Origin of the sequence: Anaeromyxobacter sp. SG66 (assembly GCF_022690805.1) — a bacterium.
Taxonomy (GTDB): domain Bacteria; phylum Myxococcota; class Myxococcia; order Myxococcales; family Anaeromyxobacteraceae; genus Anaeromyxobacter; species Anaeromyxobacter soli.
In genome coordinates this window covers 1-14919 of record NZ_JALCZC010000030.1, presented here as the reverse complement: position 1 = coordinate 14919, position 14919 = coordinate 1, and the positions used below count along the sequence as shown (strand labels likewise).

General features: G+C 74.5%; 16 protein-coding genes. 10 read left to right on the top strand and 6 right to left on the bottom strand.

The window, feature by feature from the left end; genetic code table 11:
* Positions 1–77: 77 nt before the first annotated feature.
* From MNZ39_RS10770 to MNZ39_RS10755, 4 genes are all read right to left on the bottom strand, one after another.
* On the bottom strand, positions 78–464 hold the full coding sequence (locus tag MNZ39_RS10770) for a response regulator (RefSeq protein ID WP_242338249.1): 387 nt from the start codon (positions 462–464) through the stop codon (positions 78–80).
* Positions 461–1720 carry a HAMP domain-containing sensor histidine kinase gene (locus tag MNZ39_RS10765; RefSeq protein WP_242338247.1) on the bottom strand — a complete coding sequence of 420 codons (1260 nt, stop codon included), beginning with the start codon at positions 1718–1720 and terminating at the stop codon, positions 461–463. Before MNZ39_RS10765 ends, MNZ39_RS10770 begins: the two co-directional genes overlap by 4 nt.
* Positions 1717–2895 carry a glycosyltransferase gene (locus MNZ39_RS10760; protein ID WP_242338245.1) on the bottom strand — a complete coding sequence of 393 codons (1179 nt, stop codon included), beginning with the start codon at positions 2893–2895 and terminating at the stop codon, positions 1717–1719. Before MNZ39_RS10760 ends, MNZ39_RS10765 begins: the two co-directional genes overlap by 4 nt.
* Before the next feature lie 146 nt (positions 2896–3041).
* On the bottom strand, positions 3042–3824 hold the full coding sequence (locus MNZ39_RS10755) for a metallophosphoesterase (RefSeq protein ID WP_242338243.1): 783 nt from the start codon (positions 3822–3824) through the stop codon (positions 3042–3044).
* A 171-nt stretch (positions 3825–3995) separates the two neighbouring features.
* Here MNZ39_RS10755 and MNZ39_RS10750 point away from each other — a divergent pair, with 171 nt between their 5' ends.
* From MNZ39_RS10750 to MNZ39_RS10735, 4 genes are all read left to right on the top strand, one after another.
* The gene (locus MNZ39_RS10750; RefSeq protein WP_242338240.1) at positions 3996–4523 is read left to right on the top strand and encodes a GNAT family N-acetyltransferase; all 528 of its coding nucleotides are present in this window, start codon (positions 3996–3998) and stop codon (positions 4521–4523) included.
* Positions 4520–5296 (top strand): 1-acyl-sn-glycerol-3-phosphate acyltransferase, encoded by a 777-nt coding sequence (locus MNZ39_RS10745; RefSeq protein ID WP_242338238.1) that lies wholly within the window; start codon positions 4520–4522, stop codon positions 5294–5296. The genes MNZ39_RS10750 and MNZ39_RS10745 overlap by 4 nt, the downstream gene beginning before the upstream one ends.
* Positions 5296–6282: an agmatinase gene (gene speB / locus MNZ39_RS10740; RefSeq protein WP_242338236.1), complete on the top strand. Its 987-nt coding sequence runs from the start codon at positions 5296–5298 to the stop codon at positions 6280–6282. The genes MNZ39_RS10745 and speB overlap by 1 nt, the downstream gene beginning before the upstream one ends.
* Positions 6283–6369: 87 nt before the next feature.
* Entirely contained in the window at positions 6370–6837 is a 468-nt protein-coding gene (locus MNZ39_RS10735; protein ID WP_242338234.1) for a universal stress protein, read from the top strand.
* Here the strand turns inward: MNZ39_RS10735 and MNZ39_RS10730 are convergent.
* Complete coding sequence (locus tag MNZ39_RS10730; protein ID WP_242338232.1) at positions 6800–8485, bottom strand: sigma-54-dependent Fis family transcriptional regulator; 1686 nt, start codon at positions 8483–8485, stop codon at positions 6800–6802. The two genes, MNZ39_RS10735 and MNZ39_RS10730, sit on opposite strands and share 38 nt — an antisense overlap.
* 178 nt (positions 8486–8663) lie before the next feature.
* Here MNZ39_RS10730 and MNZ39_RS10725 point away from each other — a divergent pair, with 178 nt between their 5' ends.
* The 4 genes from MNZ39_RS10725 to MNZ39_RS10710 all read left to right on the top strand — a co-directional run bounded on the left by MNZ39_RS10725 (position 8664) and on the right by MNZ39_RS10710 (position 11116).
* The gene (locus MNZ39_RS10725; protein WP_242338230.1) at positions 8664–9212 is read left to right on the top strand and encodes a YceI family protein; all 549 of its coding nucleotides are present in this window, start codon (positions 8664–8666) and stop codon (positions 9210–9212) included.
* Between the two features lie 4 nt (positions 9213–9216).
* Positions 9217–9672, top strand: coding sequence for a hemerythrin domain-containing protein (locus MNZ39_RS10720; RefSeq protein ID WP_242338229.1), 456 nt, complete (start codon positions 9217–9219; stop codon positions 9670–9672).
* Between the two features lie 14 nt (positions 9673–9686).
* The gene (gene ygiD / locus MNZ39_RS10715; protein ID WP_242338227.1) at positions 9687–10490 is read left to right on the top strand and encodes a 4,5-DOPA dioxygenase extradiol; all 804 of its coding nucleotides are present in this window, start codon (positions 9687–9689) and stop codon (positions 10488–10490) included.
* Positions 10491–10687: 197 nt separating this feature from the next.
* Positions 10688–11116, top strand: coding sequence for a cupredoxin domain-containing protein (locus tag MNZ39_RS10710; protein ID WP_242338225.1), 429 nt, complete (start codon positions 10688–10690; stop codon positions 11114–11116).
* Positions 11117–11211: 95 nt separating this feature from the next.
* On the opposite strand, the gene MNZ39_RS10705 is transcribed toward MNZ39_RS10710, so the two are convergent.
* Positions 11212–11562 carry a hypothetical protein gene (locus MNZ39_RS10705; protein WP_242338223.1) on the bottom strand — a complete coding sequence of 117 codons (351 nt, stop codon included), beginning with the start codon at positions 11560–11562 and terminating at the stop codon, positions 11212–11214.
* 422 nt (positions 11563–11984) lie between these two features.
* Between MNZ39_RS10705 and MNZ39_RS10700 the strand changes: the two genes are divergently transcribed.
* Both MNZ39_RS10700 and MNZ39_RS10695 read left to right on the top strand, forming a co-directional pair.
* Positions 11985–13391 carry a TolC family protein gene (locus tag MNZ39_RS10700; protein WP_242338221.1) on the top strand — a complete coding sequence of 469 codons (1407 nt, stop codon included), beginning with the start codon at positions 11985–11987 and terminating at the stop codon, positions 13389–13391.
* Positions 13392–13405: 14 nt separating this feature from the next.
* A partial coding sequence (locus MNZ39_RS10695; RefSeq protein WP_242338219.1) for an efflux RND transporter periplasmic adaptor subunit occupies positions 13406–14919 on the top strand: 1514 nt, incomplete at its 3' end.

Genomic DNA, 14919 nt, shown 5'->3' with positions numbered 1-14919 from the left:
ACCCGGAGTTGAGCGCCCCCGCGCGAACGCGTCAAGGCGTGACCCCCGGAAGAGCCCCGTCGCCGAGGCGCGGTCGATCAGCGTGGTCTTGCCTGGCCGGAGCGCAGCACGTCGGCGACCCTGCGACGCAGCTCTCCCGGATCGCCCTTCGGCACCCAGCCGTCGATCGCGAGCCTCGCCGCGACCTTCCTGAGCGCCTGCTCGTCGTTGGACGAGTGGAGGAGGATGCGCACGCCGCGCGTCTTCTCCCGCCCCCGGAGGACCGCCACGAGCCCCTCGCCGGAGAGCGCCGGCATGTTCACGTCCACGAGGACCAGGTCGGGCGCGTTCAGGAGCACCTGCTGCGTGGCGCCGAACGCGCCCACGTGGACGAGGACCTCGTAGCCCTCCGCCTCCAGCAGCTCCTTCGTGCAGACGAGGTGCATCTCGTCGTCGTCCACGACGAGGATCCTGGCTCGGCTCATGGCGCTCTCCTCGGGGGCGGGGTGCCCGGCAGGTGAACGGTGAACGTGCTGCCCTCGCCTCGCCGGCTCGCGACCTCGACCCGGCCGCCGAGGAGCTCCGCGAGGGAGCGGGTGATGACGAGGCCGAGCCCCGTCCCCGGGTGCGACTTCGTGGCCGCGTCCTCGAGCTGGCCGAACGGGACGAACAGGCGCGGGAGATCCGCCTCGGCGATGCCGCACCCGGTGTCGGCGACGGACACCGCGGCGCCGCCCCCCTCCCCCCTCCCGACCCTCACGCGGATCGCGCCGCGGTCGGTGAACTTCGCCGCGTTCGACACGAGGTTCACGAGGATCTGGCGGACCTTCTGCGCGTCCGAGGCGACGACGGGCGCCCCGGCGGCCTCGACCTCCACCCTCACCGGCTTCTCGCCCAGGAGCAGCCGCGCCGTGGCCGCCACCTCCGCCACGAGCTCGGCGAGGTCCACCGGGCCGATCGACACGTCCATCCGCCCCGCCTCCACCTTCGAGAGGTCGAGGATGTTGTTGACGGTGCCGCGGAGCGTGGCGGCCGCGCGGAGCAGCATCGGCAGCTTCGCCCGCACCTGCTCGAGGTTCTCCCGCTCGCAGGCCATCCGCACCAGCTCCGCGAGCGCCACGATGGCGTTCACCGGCGACCGGAGCTCGTGGGTGGCGTGGGCGAGGAACCGGGACCGGAGCTCATCCACCTTCTCGAGATCGCTCGCGCGCGCCACCGCCGCCTCGCGCTCGAGCGCGGTGCGCTCGAGGGCCGCGCCCTGCTCCTGCACCAGCTCGCGAACGGAGGAGTACCCGAGGTACCGGCCCAGCGCGTCCACGACGATCACCTCGTCGTAGACCGACGCCGCGTCGCGCTCGAGCGCGCGCTCGACCGCGGTGGCGAGCGGGACGTCGTGGGGCAGCACGAGCGGGGCGAGGTCGGCGATGCGGGTCACCGGCTTCTTCGCGTACAGCTCGTGGCCGAAGTTGCGCGCGAGCTTCACGAGGAGCCGGCCGCGCGTGAGGAGCCCCACGGGGCGCTCGTCGGCGACGAGGGCGACGGCCTCCAGCTCCGGCCGTCCGAAGAAGAGCTGCGCCACGTCCTGCACCCGCTCCTCGGGCGCGACCCACGCGTCCCCGGTGAGGAGCCGACCGAGTGACGGCGGCGACCCGTCGCGCTCGGCGTCGGGGGTCCCGTCGGCGCGCTCCGGCGGGCGACCCGCGGCGCCCAGGCTCAGCGGCTGCGAGGAGGCGAGGCTCACGCGCGCACCGCCGTCTCGCACTCGACCGCGGCGAGGGTCGCGGGCTCGATGCGGGTGCCGCGCCGCACGACGAGGCGCGTGCCCCGCCAGGCCACGTCGCGGCGGAGGAGTCCCCACATCCAGGCCCCACCGATGACGAGGTCCTTCGCCGGGACGAGCGCGAGCTCGCGCACCCGGAAGCCGCACGGCCTGAGCGCCCGCGCCGACGCCCCGTCGAGCGCGGCCTTCGCCGCGCAGGTCGTCGCGAGGAGCCCGAGCGAGGCCGGCGTGCGCTCGAGCAGGGCGGCCGCCGAGGCGAGCAGCACCGGGTTCAGGAGCGCCTGCGCGGAGTACACGAACGGTCCCACTGCCTGCCGCTGGAGCACGCTCCACCGTGCGTAGCGCGCCGCGAAGTCCCGGACCGTCCGGCGCTCGCTCACGTTCTGGATCGGCCGCTGCCCGACGGCGACGCGCTTCCCGAGCGCGCGGCCCACGAGGAGCCCGAGCACGTAGTCCTCGGCGAGGACGTCCTTCACCGCCTCGAAGCCCCCGAGCGCCTCGAGGTCGCGCCGCCTGAACGCCATCGACTTCCCCACCACGATGTCGCGACCGACGAGCCGCTTCGCGGCCACCACCCCCGGCGCGACCGAGCCGGCGAGGTGCAGGTGATCGAGGAGCGAGCCGACGCGCGCCTCGCCCACGCCGGCGATGGGGTGCGTCACGAGCCCGACGGCCTCGTCCTCGAGCAGGGCCGCGATGCCGGCGAGGTAGCCGGGCTCGACGCGCACGTTGGAGTCGGACACCACGAGCACGCCGTGCCGCGCGGCCCGCGCGAGCGTGACGAGCTGGTTCACCTTGGGGTTCAGGCCCGGCTCACCGCGCTGGAAGACGATCCGGAAGCGGCCCGGGAAGCGCTGCGCCGCCTCGCGCGCGGGCCCGAGGGCGAGGTCCTCGACGCTCCGGAGGCCGAGGAGCACCTCGTAGTCCGGGTAGTCGAGCGCGGCGAACGAGGCGAGGTTCGCGGCGAGGCCGTCGTCGAGCCCGCAGAGCGGCTTCAGGATGGAGATCGGCGGGGTGTGGCGCGGCGTCCGGGCCGGCTCCCGCAGGTGCCGCCGCAGGGCCACGCACTGCACCGAGAGGAAGACGAGGCCCACCGCCGCGGCCGCGAAGAGAGCGAGGGTCGGATGGCTCGGCAAGGAGGTCTCCCGTTCCGCGAACGCCGCGCGCGGGCGTCGCACCGGAAGATCCTGGACGGCCGGCGTGGCTCCGCCGCGACGGGCAGGTGACGGTTCAGCGTTGCTCGCCTGGGCGTGCCCGTCGCGCGCGGGCAGCGCCAGCGCCATCAGGCAGCGGCCGGCAGCGGCCGGGCGGCCGGCGCCGCGCTCGGGCGGTCGAGCTCGAGCCGGCGCTCGGCGACGATCCGGCCGTGCGCGTGGACGAGCACGCGGCAGGAGCAGAGCTCGGGCGTGCTCCCCGCGTTCATGACGTGGAGCGGCCGACCGGCGCGGGACGGCAGCACGACGGAGGACGCCGCGTGCCGGTGACCGTGGGCGACGAGATCGCAGCGGCCGGCGAGCGCCTCGAGCAGGTCCCGCCCGCGGGCGAGCTCCGCCGCGTTGGGCCAGCCGAGCCAGCTCGCGAGCCGCTCCGAGAGGTGATCCTCCGGGAGCGGGAGCAGGTGGTGGTGCAGCATGAGGGCGACGAGCGTGCCCGGCGGCGCCGCACGCACCGCGGAATCGACCGCGGCGATGTCGCCGTCCGAGAGCTCGCCATGAGCCGAGAGGAGCGCCCGGTTGTGGGGGGCCGTGGAGTCGAGCCGGACCACGTGCAGCCCGGGCCGCGCCTCGACGGCCACCCTGACGGGCGGCATGAGGCGGCGCGCGACGTCCTCGCCGAGCCGGTCGTGGTTGCCCGGCACGACGACGGTCCGGTCGCGGAGCGGCGCGAAGATCGCCTCGAAGGCGGCCAGCTCGGCGCGGCGTCCACGGTGGGTGACGTCGCCCGTCACGAGCACCGCGTCCACCTCGGCCTCGCGGAGGGCCACCGCCAGCCGGGCCACGTTCGCGTCCGTCCGCCGGTCGCGGCCGAGGTGCAGATCCGAGATGTGCGCGAGCGTTCGCTCCACCGGTCCTCCTGCCCCGGCAGCTCACTCCGCGCAGGTGACGCGCCGGTGGCGGGACGATCACGCCCTCGTGAATTCGCGCGCCGCGGACGGGTTCACGTCCCCGTCGCGTGCCCGTCCCGCTCTTTTCACGGAGCCCGCCTACCGTTCGCGCTCCCCCCCTGGAGGATCTCCATGACCGAACGCCGTATCCGACCCCTGCGGTCCCACGACTTCGCCGAGCTGATGCGCCTCGAGGAGGAGGTCTTCGGCGGGCACGGCGAGTCGGTGCTCGGGCCGTACTACGTGCGGCTCTGCTGCGAGTTCTTCGCGGACACCTGCTTCGTCGCCGAGGAGAAGGGGCGCGCGGTCGGCTACGTCCTCTGCTTCGTGCGCGGGCGCGAGGCGTACTGCACGACCCTGGCGATCGCCCCCGACCTGCAGGGGTCTCGCGTCGCCGTCCAGCTCCTCCGCGCGCTCGTCGCCGAGCTGGGGACGCGCGTCGACGCGTGCTGGTTCACGGTGAAGGAGGACAACGTCGCCGCGCGCGCGCTCCACGCCGCGCTGGGCGCCCGCGACGTCGAGATCCGGGAGGACTTCTACGGACCGGGCGACCGGCGGATCGTGTCGCGCATCGAGCGGGCCGCGTTCGAGCGCCTCGAGACGCGCATGCGCAGGCTCGGGATCGTGGAGCGCCAGGCGGTGATCGCGGGGGCGGCATGAGCGAGCTCGTCCGGCTCGCTCCCGCCGCCCGGGACCCCGCCTCCCGGCGCGTCGCGCGCGCGGGGGCGCGCCTCGCCGGGCTCGGCCTCACCACCCTCGAGACGGCCGGCCGGGTCCGCGGGCTCCCGAGCGTCGCATCGCAGGACGGCGCCCGAGAGCGCGCGCTCGTCCTCCGGGACGCGGCGCGCCGCGTGCTCGACCTCCACGGCATCGAGGTGGAGGCGGACGGTCCGCTGCCGTTCGGGCCGGTGATCCTCGCCGCGAACCACGTGAGCTGGCTCGATCCGCTGGTGGTCGCGAGCCTGCTGCCCTGCGCGCCCGTCTCCAAGCTCGACGTCGCGAGCTGGCCGGTGATCGGCACGATCGCGCGCGAGCTCGGGGTGGTCTTCGTCTGCCGGAGCGATCCGGCGAGCGGCGCGCGCGCCCTCGTCACCGCGGCGGAGACGCTCGCGCACGGGGTGAGCGTGCTCAACTTCCCCGAGGGCACGACGACGGACGGCACGGACGTGCTGCCGTTCCGGCCGGGGATGTTCGGGCTCGCCCTTCGCGCCCGCGTGCCCGTCGTCCCCGTGGCGCTCGCCTACGATCCCCCCAGCCTGGCGTGGGTCGGAGACGCCACGTTCCTCCCGCACTACCTGACGGTCGCGTCGCGCCGCCGCGCGCGCGCCGTCGTCCGACTCGGCACGTCGATCCTCCCCACCTCCGGCGATCGCGCCCGGGACCTCGCGCAGGCGGTCCATGCGGAGGTCGTACGTCTCCTGAAGGAGCCCTGATGCCACAGGCATCCGCGTTCGAGTACCTGAGCGGCGGGCAGATCCCGTTCTTCCGGCTGCCCACCGCTTCCGCCGCGAAGGTCCCGCCGGGGACGGCGGCGGTCCTCCTCGGCGTCTCGTTCGACGGCGGCACCACCTACCAGCCCGGCGCGCGGCTCGCCCCCTTCGCGGTGCGGCGCGTGAGCGCGCTCGTCCAGGGATACCACCCCGGCCACGAGCTGCAGGTGTTCGACGCGCTCCCCGCGGTGGACGGCGGCAACGTGGTGTTCCCGCCGTTCGACGCGGCGGCGATGCGCGAGGCGGTGCAGGCCTCCGTCGCGGGCGTGCTCGCGGCGGGCTGCGTGCCGTTCCTCGTGGGCGGAGATCACTCCATCGCCCTCCCCGCCCTGCGCGCCGTCGCCGCGCGCCACGGTCCCGTGGCGGTGGTCCACGTCGACGCGCACCTCGACACCTCCGGGCCCGAGACCTGGGGCGAGCGCTTCCACCACGGGACGCCGTTCCGACACGCGCTCGACGAGGGGCTCGTGGCGGAGGGGCAGCTCCACCAGATCGGGATCCGGGGGAGCTGGGGCGGCGCGGAGGATGCACACCCCGGGCGCTCGCGCGGCGCGCGCCTCCACCCCGTGGAGGTGATCTCCGAGCGTGGCGTCCGCCGGCTCGCCGAGGAGCTCCGCCTCGCGATCGGGGAGCGGCCAGCCTATGTGTCCTTCGACGTCGACGCGGTCGATCCCGCGTTCGCCCCCGGCACCGGCACGCCGGTACCCGGTGGGCTGTCCTCGCGCGAGGCCCTGGGGCTGCTCCGCGCGCTCGCGGGGCTGCGCCTCGTCGGCATGGACGTGGTGGAGGTCTGTCCGCCGCTCGATCACGCGGACCTGACGAGCCACCTCGCCAGCCACCTCCTCTTCGAGGGGCTGGCGCTCGCGGCGATCGCCCGGGCGGCCCGCCGCACCGCGACCGCGGAGGCCGGCCGGTCGGCGGCCCGCTGAGGAGCCACGTCGGGGAGCGCCCCGACCCGGCGGCGCGCGCGGAGCGCCGGCGTACTACACCCCGGGTGCACAGGAACGGAGGCGAACATGCCGGATCTGGGCTGGAAGAGGCTGCTCTGCCCGGTGGACTTCTCGCCGACCTCGGAGTCCGCGCTGCGCGTCGCCTCGGCGTTCGCGCGCGAGCTGGGCGCGGAGCTGACGCTGCTCCACGTGCGCAACGTTCCGGGCTCGTCGATCCCCGAGGGGATGCTCGAGCCCACCGGCGAGCTCGCGCACGACCTCTCTGCGCCCGCCGACCGGCCGCTCGAGGCGTGGAAGACCGCCGCCGAGGAGCTCGGCGTACGGCGGGTCGAGGCGGTCACCTCGGTGGGCGAGCCGGCCGTGGAGATCACGGAGCTCGCCCGCCGCGCCGCGTTCGACGCGATCGTGATCGCGACGCACGCGCGGTCCGGCCTGAAGCACGCGATCCTCGGCTCCGTCGCCGAGAAGGTGGTCCGGCTCGCGCCCTGCGTGGTGATCAGCGTGACGCCCGAGGCGGCGAGCCGGCAGGGCTGACCTCCGCGCCCCGCGACGCCGAGCCCTCCGCCCCGTACTGCTTCAGCTTCCGCTTGAGCGTGGCGAGCCCGATCCCGAGCTCCGCGGCGGCGCGCGTCCGGTTCCCGCCCGCCCCCTCCACCGCCGCGAGGATGTACTCGCGCTCGACGTCCTCGAGCGGGCGCGTTCGTCCCGCCGGCCTCGGCCGCGGCATCGCCGCCCGCAGCTCCTCCGGGAGATCCTCGACGTCCACGCGGCTGCCCCCGCTGAGCGCGACCGCGTGCTCGATCGCGTTCTGGACCTCCCGGACGTTCCCGGGCCAGTCGTGGCGGAGGAGCTGATCGGCGGCGCGCGGCGTGAACCCGGTGAGCCTCCGCTTCATGCGACGCGCGGTCTCCGCGAGGAACACCCGCGCGAGCGGCAGGACGTCCTCCGGCCGCTCGCGCAGCGGCGGCACTCGCAGCTCGATCACGCGCAGCCGGTAGAAGAGGTCCTGGCGGAACCGGCCGGCCGCCACCTCGTCGGCGAGGTTGCGGTTCGTGGCCGCCACGACCCGCGCGTCCACCGCGCGCGAGCGGGTCTCTCCCACGCGCCGGATCTCCCTCTCCTGCAGGGCCCGCAGCAGCTTCACCTGCATGCCCGGCGAGACCTCCCCGATCTCGTCGAGGAAGAGCGTCCCGCCGTTCGCCGCCTCGAAGAGCCCCGCGCGATCGCGGTCCGCGCCCGTGAAGGCGCCCCGGGCGTGGCCGAACAGCTCGCTCTCGAGCAGGGTCTCGGTGACCGCGCCGCAGTTCACCGCCACGAAGGGGCGGCCGGCCCGGGGCGACTCCTCGTGGATGAGCCGGGCGATCCGCTCCTTGCCCACCCCGCTCTCGCCCGTGATGAGCGCGGTGGACTCGACCTTCGCCACGCGCAGCGCGAGGTCGAGGACGCGGTGCATGGCCTCGCTCCGCACGACGAGGCCGGAGCGCTCCTCCGCGCCCGGGGCGAGGCGCGAGAGCTCCTGCCGGCGGGCGCGCAGCCGCCGCTCGGCGCTGCGCAGCGCGGCGCTGACGCCCTCGAGCGCGCGGTCCACCGACGCCTTGTCGTAGAACTCGAGGTCGGGCTCGATCGCCGCTCCCCACTCCTCGCGCGAGCGGCCGACGAGGTGGCAGGCCGGCGCCCCCGCGCCGCGGCAGCGATCCTCGACGCAGTAGATCGCGCGGCCGTTCGCGAACGAGAGGTAGCCGCTCGCGAACCCGGCGAGCGTCCAGCAGACGGGCGCGTCGGCCTGGCCGAGGTGGAGGAGGTGCTGCTCCGCCTCGTACGACTCGTGCCAGATCGCCTCTGCGAAGGGCGCGGGGCCGTCGGAGGCGGATCGGACCGGCTGCTCGATCACCACGAGCCCCTGCAGCATGTGGAGCCGCCCGCCGGCGATCTGCCACTCGCGCTCGCTCTCCCACGGGAACTCCGAGCGCAGGCTCTCCGCCGTGCGCCAGCCGTGGGCGTAGCCGAAGCGCGTGAGGATGCCGCGCGCCGCGGTGAGGCCGAGGGTGTCGATGAGCTCCTTGCGCAGGATGCCGAGCGCCACCGCGTCGAGCAGGAGCGCGCGCTGCCCGGCGAACCGGATGATCCCTCCCGCGGGATCGAAGGTGAGCAGCTCCCTGAGATCGAGGTCCATCGCGCGCATCGGCCGTCTCCCGCCCTGATCGAAGTGAGCCGGATCGTATCATTCTGAGCCGGTTCACGATCCCGGCCCTTCCGTGATCGCCAGTGTTTCCGACAGTTTACTGCCCCGGGGCCGTGGGCCCGCCAGGTGCAATCTCCTATCCCCGGACAACGAGCCCGGAAGGGCGACAGGAGAAAAGATGGCTCAGGAGAACTGGCAGGTCGACGGCGCGCACTCGGGCATCCACTTCACGGTCCGGCACATGGTGATCTCCAAGGTGCGCGGCAAGTTCACGCGCTGGAACGCGAGGCTCGCGCTCGACCCCGCGGACCTCTCCCGCTCGACGGTCGAGGCCGAGATCGAGGCGGCGAGCATCGACACCGGCGTCGCCGACCGCGACACCCACCTGCGCTCCGGGGACTTCCTCGACGCGCAGAAGCACCCCGCGCTGAAGTACCGGAGCCGCCGCGTCGAGGTGCTCTCGCCGGAGCGGCTGCGCGTCACGGGCGACCTCACGATCCGCGACACCACGCGCGAGGTCGTCCTCGACGTGGAGTACGGCGGCCGCGGCAAGGATCCGTGGGGCAACGAGCGGAGCGGCTTCACCGCGACCACCTCCCTCAACCGCAAGGACTTCGGCCTCACGTGGAACCAGGCCCTCGAGACCGGCGGCGTCCTCGTCGCGGATCGCGTGGACGTCGAGATCGAGCTGCAGGCCGTCAAGCAGGCCGCTGCGAAGGTCGGCTAGCGTCGTGACGCTCTGCCCCGAGCTGCGCCGCCTCGCCGGCGAGCACGCCCGCTGGCTCGCCAAGATCGCGGACCTGGGCGCGGCCGACGCGACGAGGAGCGCCGAGCGGCTCCTCGACCTGTGGGACGCGGAGATCCTGCCGCACTGCCGCGGCGAGGAGGACGTGCTCCTGCCCGAGCTGGCGCGGCGCGTCTCCGAGGCGGACGCCGTCATCGTGTTCACGCTCGGCGACCACGTGGTGCTGCGCCGTCTCGCGCGCGAGCTGCGCGCGGCGGCCGGGCCGGCGCGAGGGGCGGTCGCCGCGAGCCTCGCGCGCAAGCTCGAGGAGCACGCCGCCTTCGAGGAGCGGACGCTCTTCCCCGCCCTGCAGGAGACGCTCGGGTGCGCGCGCCTGGCGGAGCTCGCCGCGGAGCTCGCGCGCCGGGCAGGGAGCGCGGGCCCCCGGCGCGCGGCTAGATGAAAGGCTCGAGAGCCATGCACGACCCCACCCACCATGCGACCGGGCGCATGCCCGTCCTCTTCGTGGGCCACGGCAATCCCATGAACGCGATCGAGGACAACGCGTGGAGCCGCGGCTTCCGGGCGCTCGCAGCGGAGCTCCCCCGGCCGAAGGCGATCCTCTCGATCTCCGCGCACTGGTACGTGGACGGCACCTACACCACCGCGAACGACCGCCCCGAGACCCTCCACGACTTCGGCGGCTTCCCCGAGGAGCTCTACCGCGTCCGCTACCCGGCGCCCGGCGACGTCGCGCTGGCGCGGCACGTGGTCGGGCTCGTGGGCGAGCGGCGGTCGTCGCCGAGCCTGGAGTGGGGGCTCGATCACGGGACCTGGAGCGTGCTCGTGCACCTCCGGCCCGAGGCGGACCTCCCCGTCGTCCAGCTCAGCGTCGACGGCCGGCTCGCTCCGGACGAGCACCTCGCCATCGGACGCGCCCTCGCGCCGCTTCGCGACGAGGGGGTGCTCGTCATGGGCAGCGGCAACGTCGTCCACAACCTGCGTCACGCGTTCTCGGCGTGGTCCCGCGGAGACACGACGACGCCGGACTGGGCGCGCGCGTTCGACGCCGAGGTCGCGGACGCCGTGTCGCGCCACGATCGGACGGCCCTCGCCGGCCTGCTCGAGAGCGACCTCGGGCAGGCGGCGCATCCCACCCCCGACCACTACCTCCCGCTCCTGTACGCGGTCGGCGCGAGCGACCCCGGGGAGCCGGTGCGCTTCCCCATCGTGGGGTTCGACATGGCGTCGCTGTCGATGCGGTCGGTGGTGCTCGGCTGAGGATCGCTTCCCTTCCCCATCCTGCCCTCCTGCGTGACCGCGCCGGTCACAGTGTGGCCGGCCGCTCCCCTCCGCTGCGGCCGCCGCCCGGGGAATACGGGCCCGTTCGCGCGAATTTGGTCGGCACGCCTCCTGCTATCAGCCCCTCCGAACCGCGTCCGCCCAGGCGAACGCACATCCGACTGGAGAAGTCCCCGATGACCACCAAGTCCTTCCTCCTGCCCGTCGCGGCCGCGTTCGCCTTCGCGGCGGCGCCGGCGCTCGCCCAGCACGATCACGGCTCCATGCACGGCTCCATGCACGAAGGCGCGGCGCCCGCGAGCGCGGCGCAGGGCATCGCCGAGGGCACGGTCGCGAACGGCGTCCGCACGGTGAACCTCACCGTCACGGACAACGGCTTCGAGCCGTCGAAGGTGAAGGCGAAGAAGGGCGAGAAGCTGCGCCTCGTCGTGACGCGCAAGACGAACAGCACGTGCGCGAAGGAGATCGTCATCAAGGACCACGGCATCAACCAGCCGCTGCCGCTCGACAAGGCGGTCACGGTCGAGCTCGTGCCGGCGAAGTCGGGCGAGATCCGCTTCGCGTGCGGCATGGACCACGTCAGCGGCGTGGTCTTCGTCCCGTAACGCTCCGATCGGCCCGGCGCGGAGGTCTCGCGCCGGGCCGTCGTCTTCTCTCCGAGCTGCCGCGGCCCGACCTCCTCGCCGGCCGCGAGCGCCGCCTACTTCGCTTCCTTGCCGCGCAGCCGGTGGTAATCGGCCATCGTCTTCGCGTCCGCCGCCAGCTTGTCCGCGTCCTTGGCGAGCTGCGCGCAGTGCTTCTCCATCGTCGCGACGTCCTTGGGATCGCCCCGAGACTTCTTGTACTCCGCCGCCATCTTCCGGTGGATGTCGGCTTCCTTCCGCCACTCCGCCGCGTTCTCGTCGTAGATCTTCGCGAGCGCCGCGTGATCGGCCGGCGTCTCCGGCAACTTCATCATGCGGTCCTCGCGCGTGGGGTCGGCCGCAAGCCCCACGCTCGTCGAGATCAGGGCTGCCAGGAGCCCTGCCAGCATCACTGCCACGAGTCTCATGACTTCCTCCTGTTCCGGCGCGATCGCCTCCCCGCCGCTCCGCCTCACCCCGCGCCGCTCCTACCGGTACACCAGGGCGATCCCGATCTCTTTCCTGCATCAAGCGGGCGACACGGCGCCACTCCCGGTGGATTCCCCCGGGCGGCCGAGCCACGCGGAGCTTGCGGTCGCGACACCGAGACAGCCGGGGTGAGGGGCCTCACGCCGGCCGTCGGCCCGACCTCCGAGGCGTGATCCGCCGGGTTACGGTGTGGCCGCGCTGGCCGGGGCGACCGGCCCCGGGGCGCCTCCGGCCGCGCGGAGGGCCGCCGTTTCGCGCGATCCGCGCTCGGCCGGCCATGGCATGCCAGGTGCTAAAGGGGGCAGCGACCATGCAACCACACGATCCGACGGGCCACCCGCGACGACTTCTCGTGCGAGCGATGGCCGCCCTGCTCCTCCTCGCGCCTCAGGCGCGCGCGGACGCGCCGGCCGGGGCGGGCGCAGGCCTCGTGCTCCCGAGCGATCCGGTGCTCGCGGGCCTCCTCGAGCAGAGCCTCGCGGCTCGCCCCGAGCTCCGCCAGGCCGACGCCGCCGCGCGCGCCGAGCGAGAGCGCATCCCCCAGGCCGGCGCGCTGCCCGATCCCGTGCTGACCCTCGGGATCCAGAACGACGGCTTCGGCGAGATCATGGTCGGGAAGATGGAGACGAGCTTCTACCAGGTGATGGTGAGCCAGGGCCTCCCCTGGCCCGGCAAGCGCGGCCTGCGCACCGACGTCGCGCGCCTCGCCGCCGACGAGGCCGGCGCCTCGCTCTCCCGCGCCCGCCTGACGACGGAGGCCGACGTCCGCCGCGCCTACCTCGACCTCCTGCTCGCGCGGGATCGGCTGGACCTGCTCGCGCGCCTCGAGGGGATCTGGACCACGTCGGCCGGCTTCGCGCGGTCGCGCTACGAGTCCGGCGAGGGCGCCCAGTCCGACGTGCTCCGCGCCCAGCTCGAGCTGAACCGGCTGCGCCAGCGGCGCTTCGGCCTCGAGGCGCAGGAGCGGACCGCGGTCCAGACGTTGAACCGGCTGCGCGGCAGCCCCGTCGACGAGCCCATCCCGACCTCGACGAGCGTGCGCGACCTCACGCTCCCGGAGCTCCCTGCCGTCGACGCCGCGCTCGCGGACGCGCTCGCGCGCAGCCCGGAGCTGGCCCAGGCGAGGCTCGGGTCGGCGCGGGCGGAGAAGTCCGTCGCGCTCGCGCGGCGCGAGCGGTTCCCCGATCTGAGCGTGAACGCCGGCGTCATGCCGCGCGGGCAGCTCGAGCCGATGTGGCTGGCGAGCGTCTCCATCGGGTTGCCGGTGTGGTCGCACCGGAAGCAGAACCGCGCGGTCGCCGAGAGCGCGGCGCGGGCCGAGGCCGGCGCGAGCGCCGCCCAGGCGATCGAGCAGGTCCTCCGGCTGCGCGTCGCCGAGCGCCGCACGGCCTACGCGGCGGTCGCGGACACCGCCCGCCTCTTCCGCGAGGGCCTGCTCGTCCAGTCGCGCGCGACCGCCGAGAGCACGCTCGCGCAGTACCGCGTCGGCAAGGTCACCTTCGCCTCCGTGCTCGAGGCGAACGCCGGCTACGTCGCGGACGAGGACGGGTTCCTCGGGGCGGTCGCCGAAGCGCAGCGGATCGCCATCGGCGAGGCGGAGGTGAGCCTGGATCCGGTGGGCGCCCCGGGCGCCGGCGGAGCGATGGCGACGGGCGGGGTGCCCGGGGCGGGCGCCGCGGGCGGCGGAGGCGCGGGGGTGGCGAGCGCGGCGGCCGCGCCCTCCGCGGCGGCGGCCTCCTCGTCCGGCTCGATGACCTCAGGGATGTGAGACACGGAGAAACGATGAACACCGAGACGAACCACCCGAGCCCCGCTCACCGCCGCACCTTCGGCCTGCCTGCGCTCGTGCTCGCCGTCCTCGCCACCGCGGCGGTCGCCGGCGGCGCCGGCTTCTTCGTGGCGACGCGCGGGACCGGCGACGGCCACGCCCACGCCGGCGCGGCCACGGCGGCGAAGGAGCAGTGGCAGTGCCCCATGCACCCGAGCATCGTCCAGGACCACCCCGGCGACTGCCCGATCTGCGGCATGAAGCTCGTCAAGGTCGAGGCGGCCGGGGCCGGCGCCGCGCCGAAGAGCAGCGCGCCCACCGCCCCGCAGAAGGACCAGTGGCAGTGCCCCATGCACCCGAGCATCGTCCAGGACCACCCCGGCGACTGCCCGATCTGCGGCATGAAGCTCGTGAAGGTGGAGGGGACCGGCGCCGGCGCCGGTGAGCCGGACGAGCCCGCACCCGAGGGGCTCTCGGCGGTCACCATCGACGCCGCGCGCCAGCAGCTCATCGGGCTCAGGGTGGCGCACGCCGAGCGCGGAGCCGTGGGCGGGTCGTGGCGCACGAGCGGCCGGGTGGCGGTCGACGAGACCCGCGTGCACCACGTGAACGTGAAGTTCTCCGGCTTCATGGAGAAGGTCTACGCGGACTTCATCGGGCGCCCCGTGAAGGCGGGGGAGCCCCTCTACTCGATCTACAGCCCCGAGCTCCTCGCCGCGCAGCAGGAGTACCTCCTCGCGCTCGACACGCGGAGGCGGCTCGCGGCGTCGGGCGGCATGAGCTCGGACGGCGACGCCCTCGTCGCCGCCGCGCGCCGCAAGCTCGAGCTGTGGGACGTGCCGCGCTCGGAGATCGCCCGCATCGAGCGCACCGGCGAAGCCACGCGCACCCTCACGTTCTACTCGCCGGCCGGGGGCGTCCTGACCAAGAAGGACGTGGTCCCGGGGATGCGGGTGAACGCGGGCGACATGCCCTTCGAGATCGTGGATCTCTCGCGCGTGTGGGTGCTCGCCGACGCGTACGAGTCCGACCTCCGGCACGTGAAGGTCGGCACGCCCGCCACGCTCGCGTTGAAGGCGTTCCCGAACCGCACCTTCAACGGGCGCGTGGCGTTCATCGACCCGCTCCTCGATCCGAAGAGCCGCACGGCGAAGGTGCGGGTGGAGGTCCCGAACCCCAAGGGCGAGCTCAAGCCGGAGATGTTCGGGGAGGTGGTGTTCCAGGGGACGAGCCGCGAGGGCGTGCGGATCCCCGCGGACGCGGTCATCCACTCGGGGACGAAGAGCGTCGTCTTCGTCGCGCGCGGAGGCGGCAAGTTCCAGCCGCGCGAGGTGCAGCTCGGCGACGGCGACGCCGCGTTCGTCGAGGTGGTCTCCGGGGTCGAGGCGGGCGAGGGGGTCGTGACCCGCGCCAACTTCCTCGTCGACTCGGAGTCCCGCCTGCGCGCGTCGCTCGCGGCCCTCGCGTCCCCGGACGCGGCCGCGCCCGCGAGCGCCGGGCACGCGGGCCACGGCGGCGCCACGGCCGC

What these genes read in the sequence shown, in the direction of transcription:
- MNZ39_RS10745 (WP_242338238.1), top strand. Translation starts at nt 4,520, where the DNA reads ATGAGCGAGCTCGTCCGGCTCGCTCCCGCCGCCCGGGACCCCGCCTCC.
- MNZ39_RS10705 (WP_242338223.1), bottom strand. Translation starts at nt 11,562, where the DNA reads ATGAGACTCGTGGCAGTGATGCTGGCAGGGCTCCTGGCAGCCCTGATC.
- MNZ39_RS10710 (WP_242338225.1), top strand. Translation starts at nt 10,688, where the DNA reads ATGACCACCAAGTCCTTCCTCCTGCCCGTCGCGGCCGCGTTCGCCTTC.
- MNZ39_RS10730 (WP_242338232.1), bottom strand. Translation starts at nt 8,485, where the DNA reads ATGCGCGCGATGGACCTCGATCTCAGGGAGCTGCTCACCTTCGATCCC.
- MNZ39_RS10725 (WP_242338230.1), top strand. Translation starts at nt 8,664, where the DNA reads ATGGCTCAGGAGAACTGGCAGGTCGACGGCGCGCACTCGGGCATCCAC.
- MNZ39_RS10750 (WP_242338240.1), top strand. Translation starts at nt 3,996, where the DNA reads ATGACCGAACGCCGTATCCGACCCCTGCGGTCCCACGACTTCGCCGAG.
- speB (WP_242338236.1), top strand. Translation starts at nt 5,296, where the DNA reads ATGCCACAGGCATCCGCGTTCGAGTACCTGAGCGGCGGGCAGATCCCG.
- MNZ39_RS10735 (WP_242338234.1), top strand. Translation starts at nt 6,370, where the DNA reads ATGCCGGATCTGGGCTGGAAGAGGCTGCTCTGCCCGGTGGACTTCTCG.
- MNZ39_RS10700 (WP_242338221.1), top strand. Translation starts at nt 11,985, where the DNA reads ATGGCCGCCCTGCTCCTCCTCGCGCCTCAGGCGCGCGCGGACGCGCCG.
- MNZ39_RS10770 (WP_242338249.1), bottom strand. Translation starts at nt 464, where the DNA reads ATGAGCCGAGCCAGGATCCTCGTCGTGGACGACGACGAGATGCACCTC.
- ygiD (WP_242338227.1), top strand. Translation starts at nt 9,687, where the DNA reads ATGCACGACCCCACCCACCATGCGACCGGGCGCATGCCCGTCCTCTTC.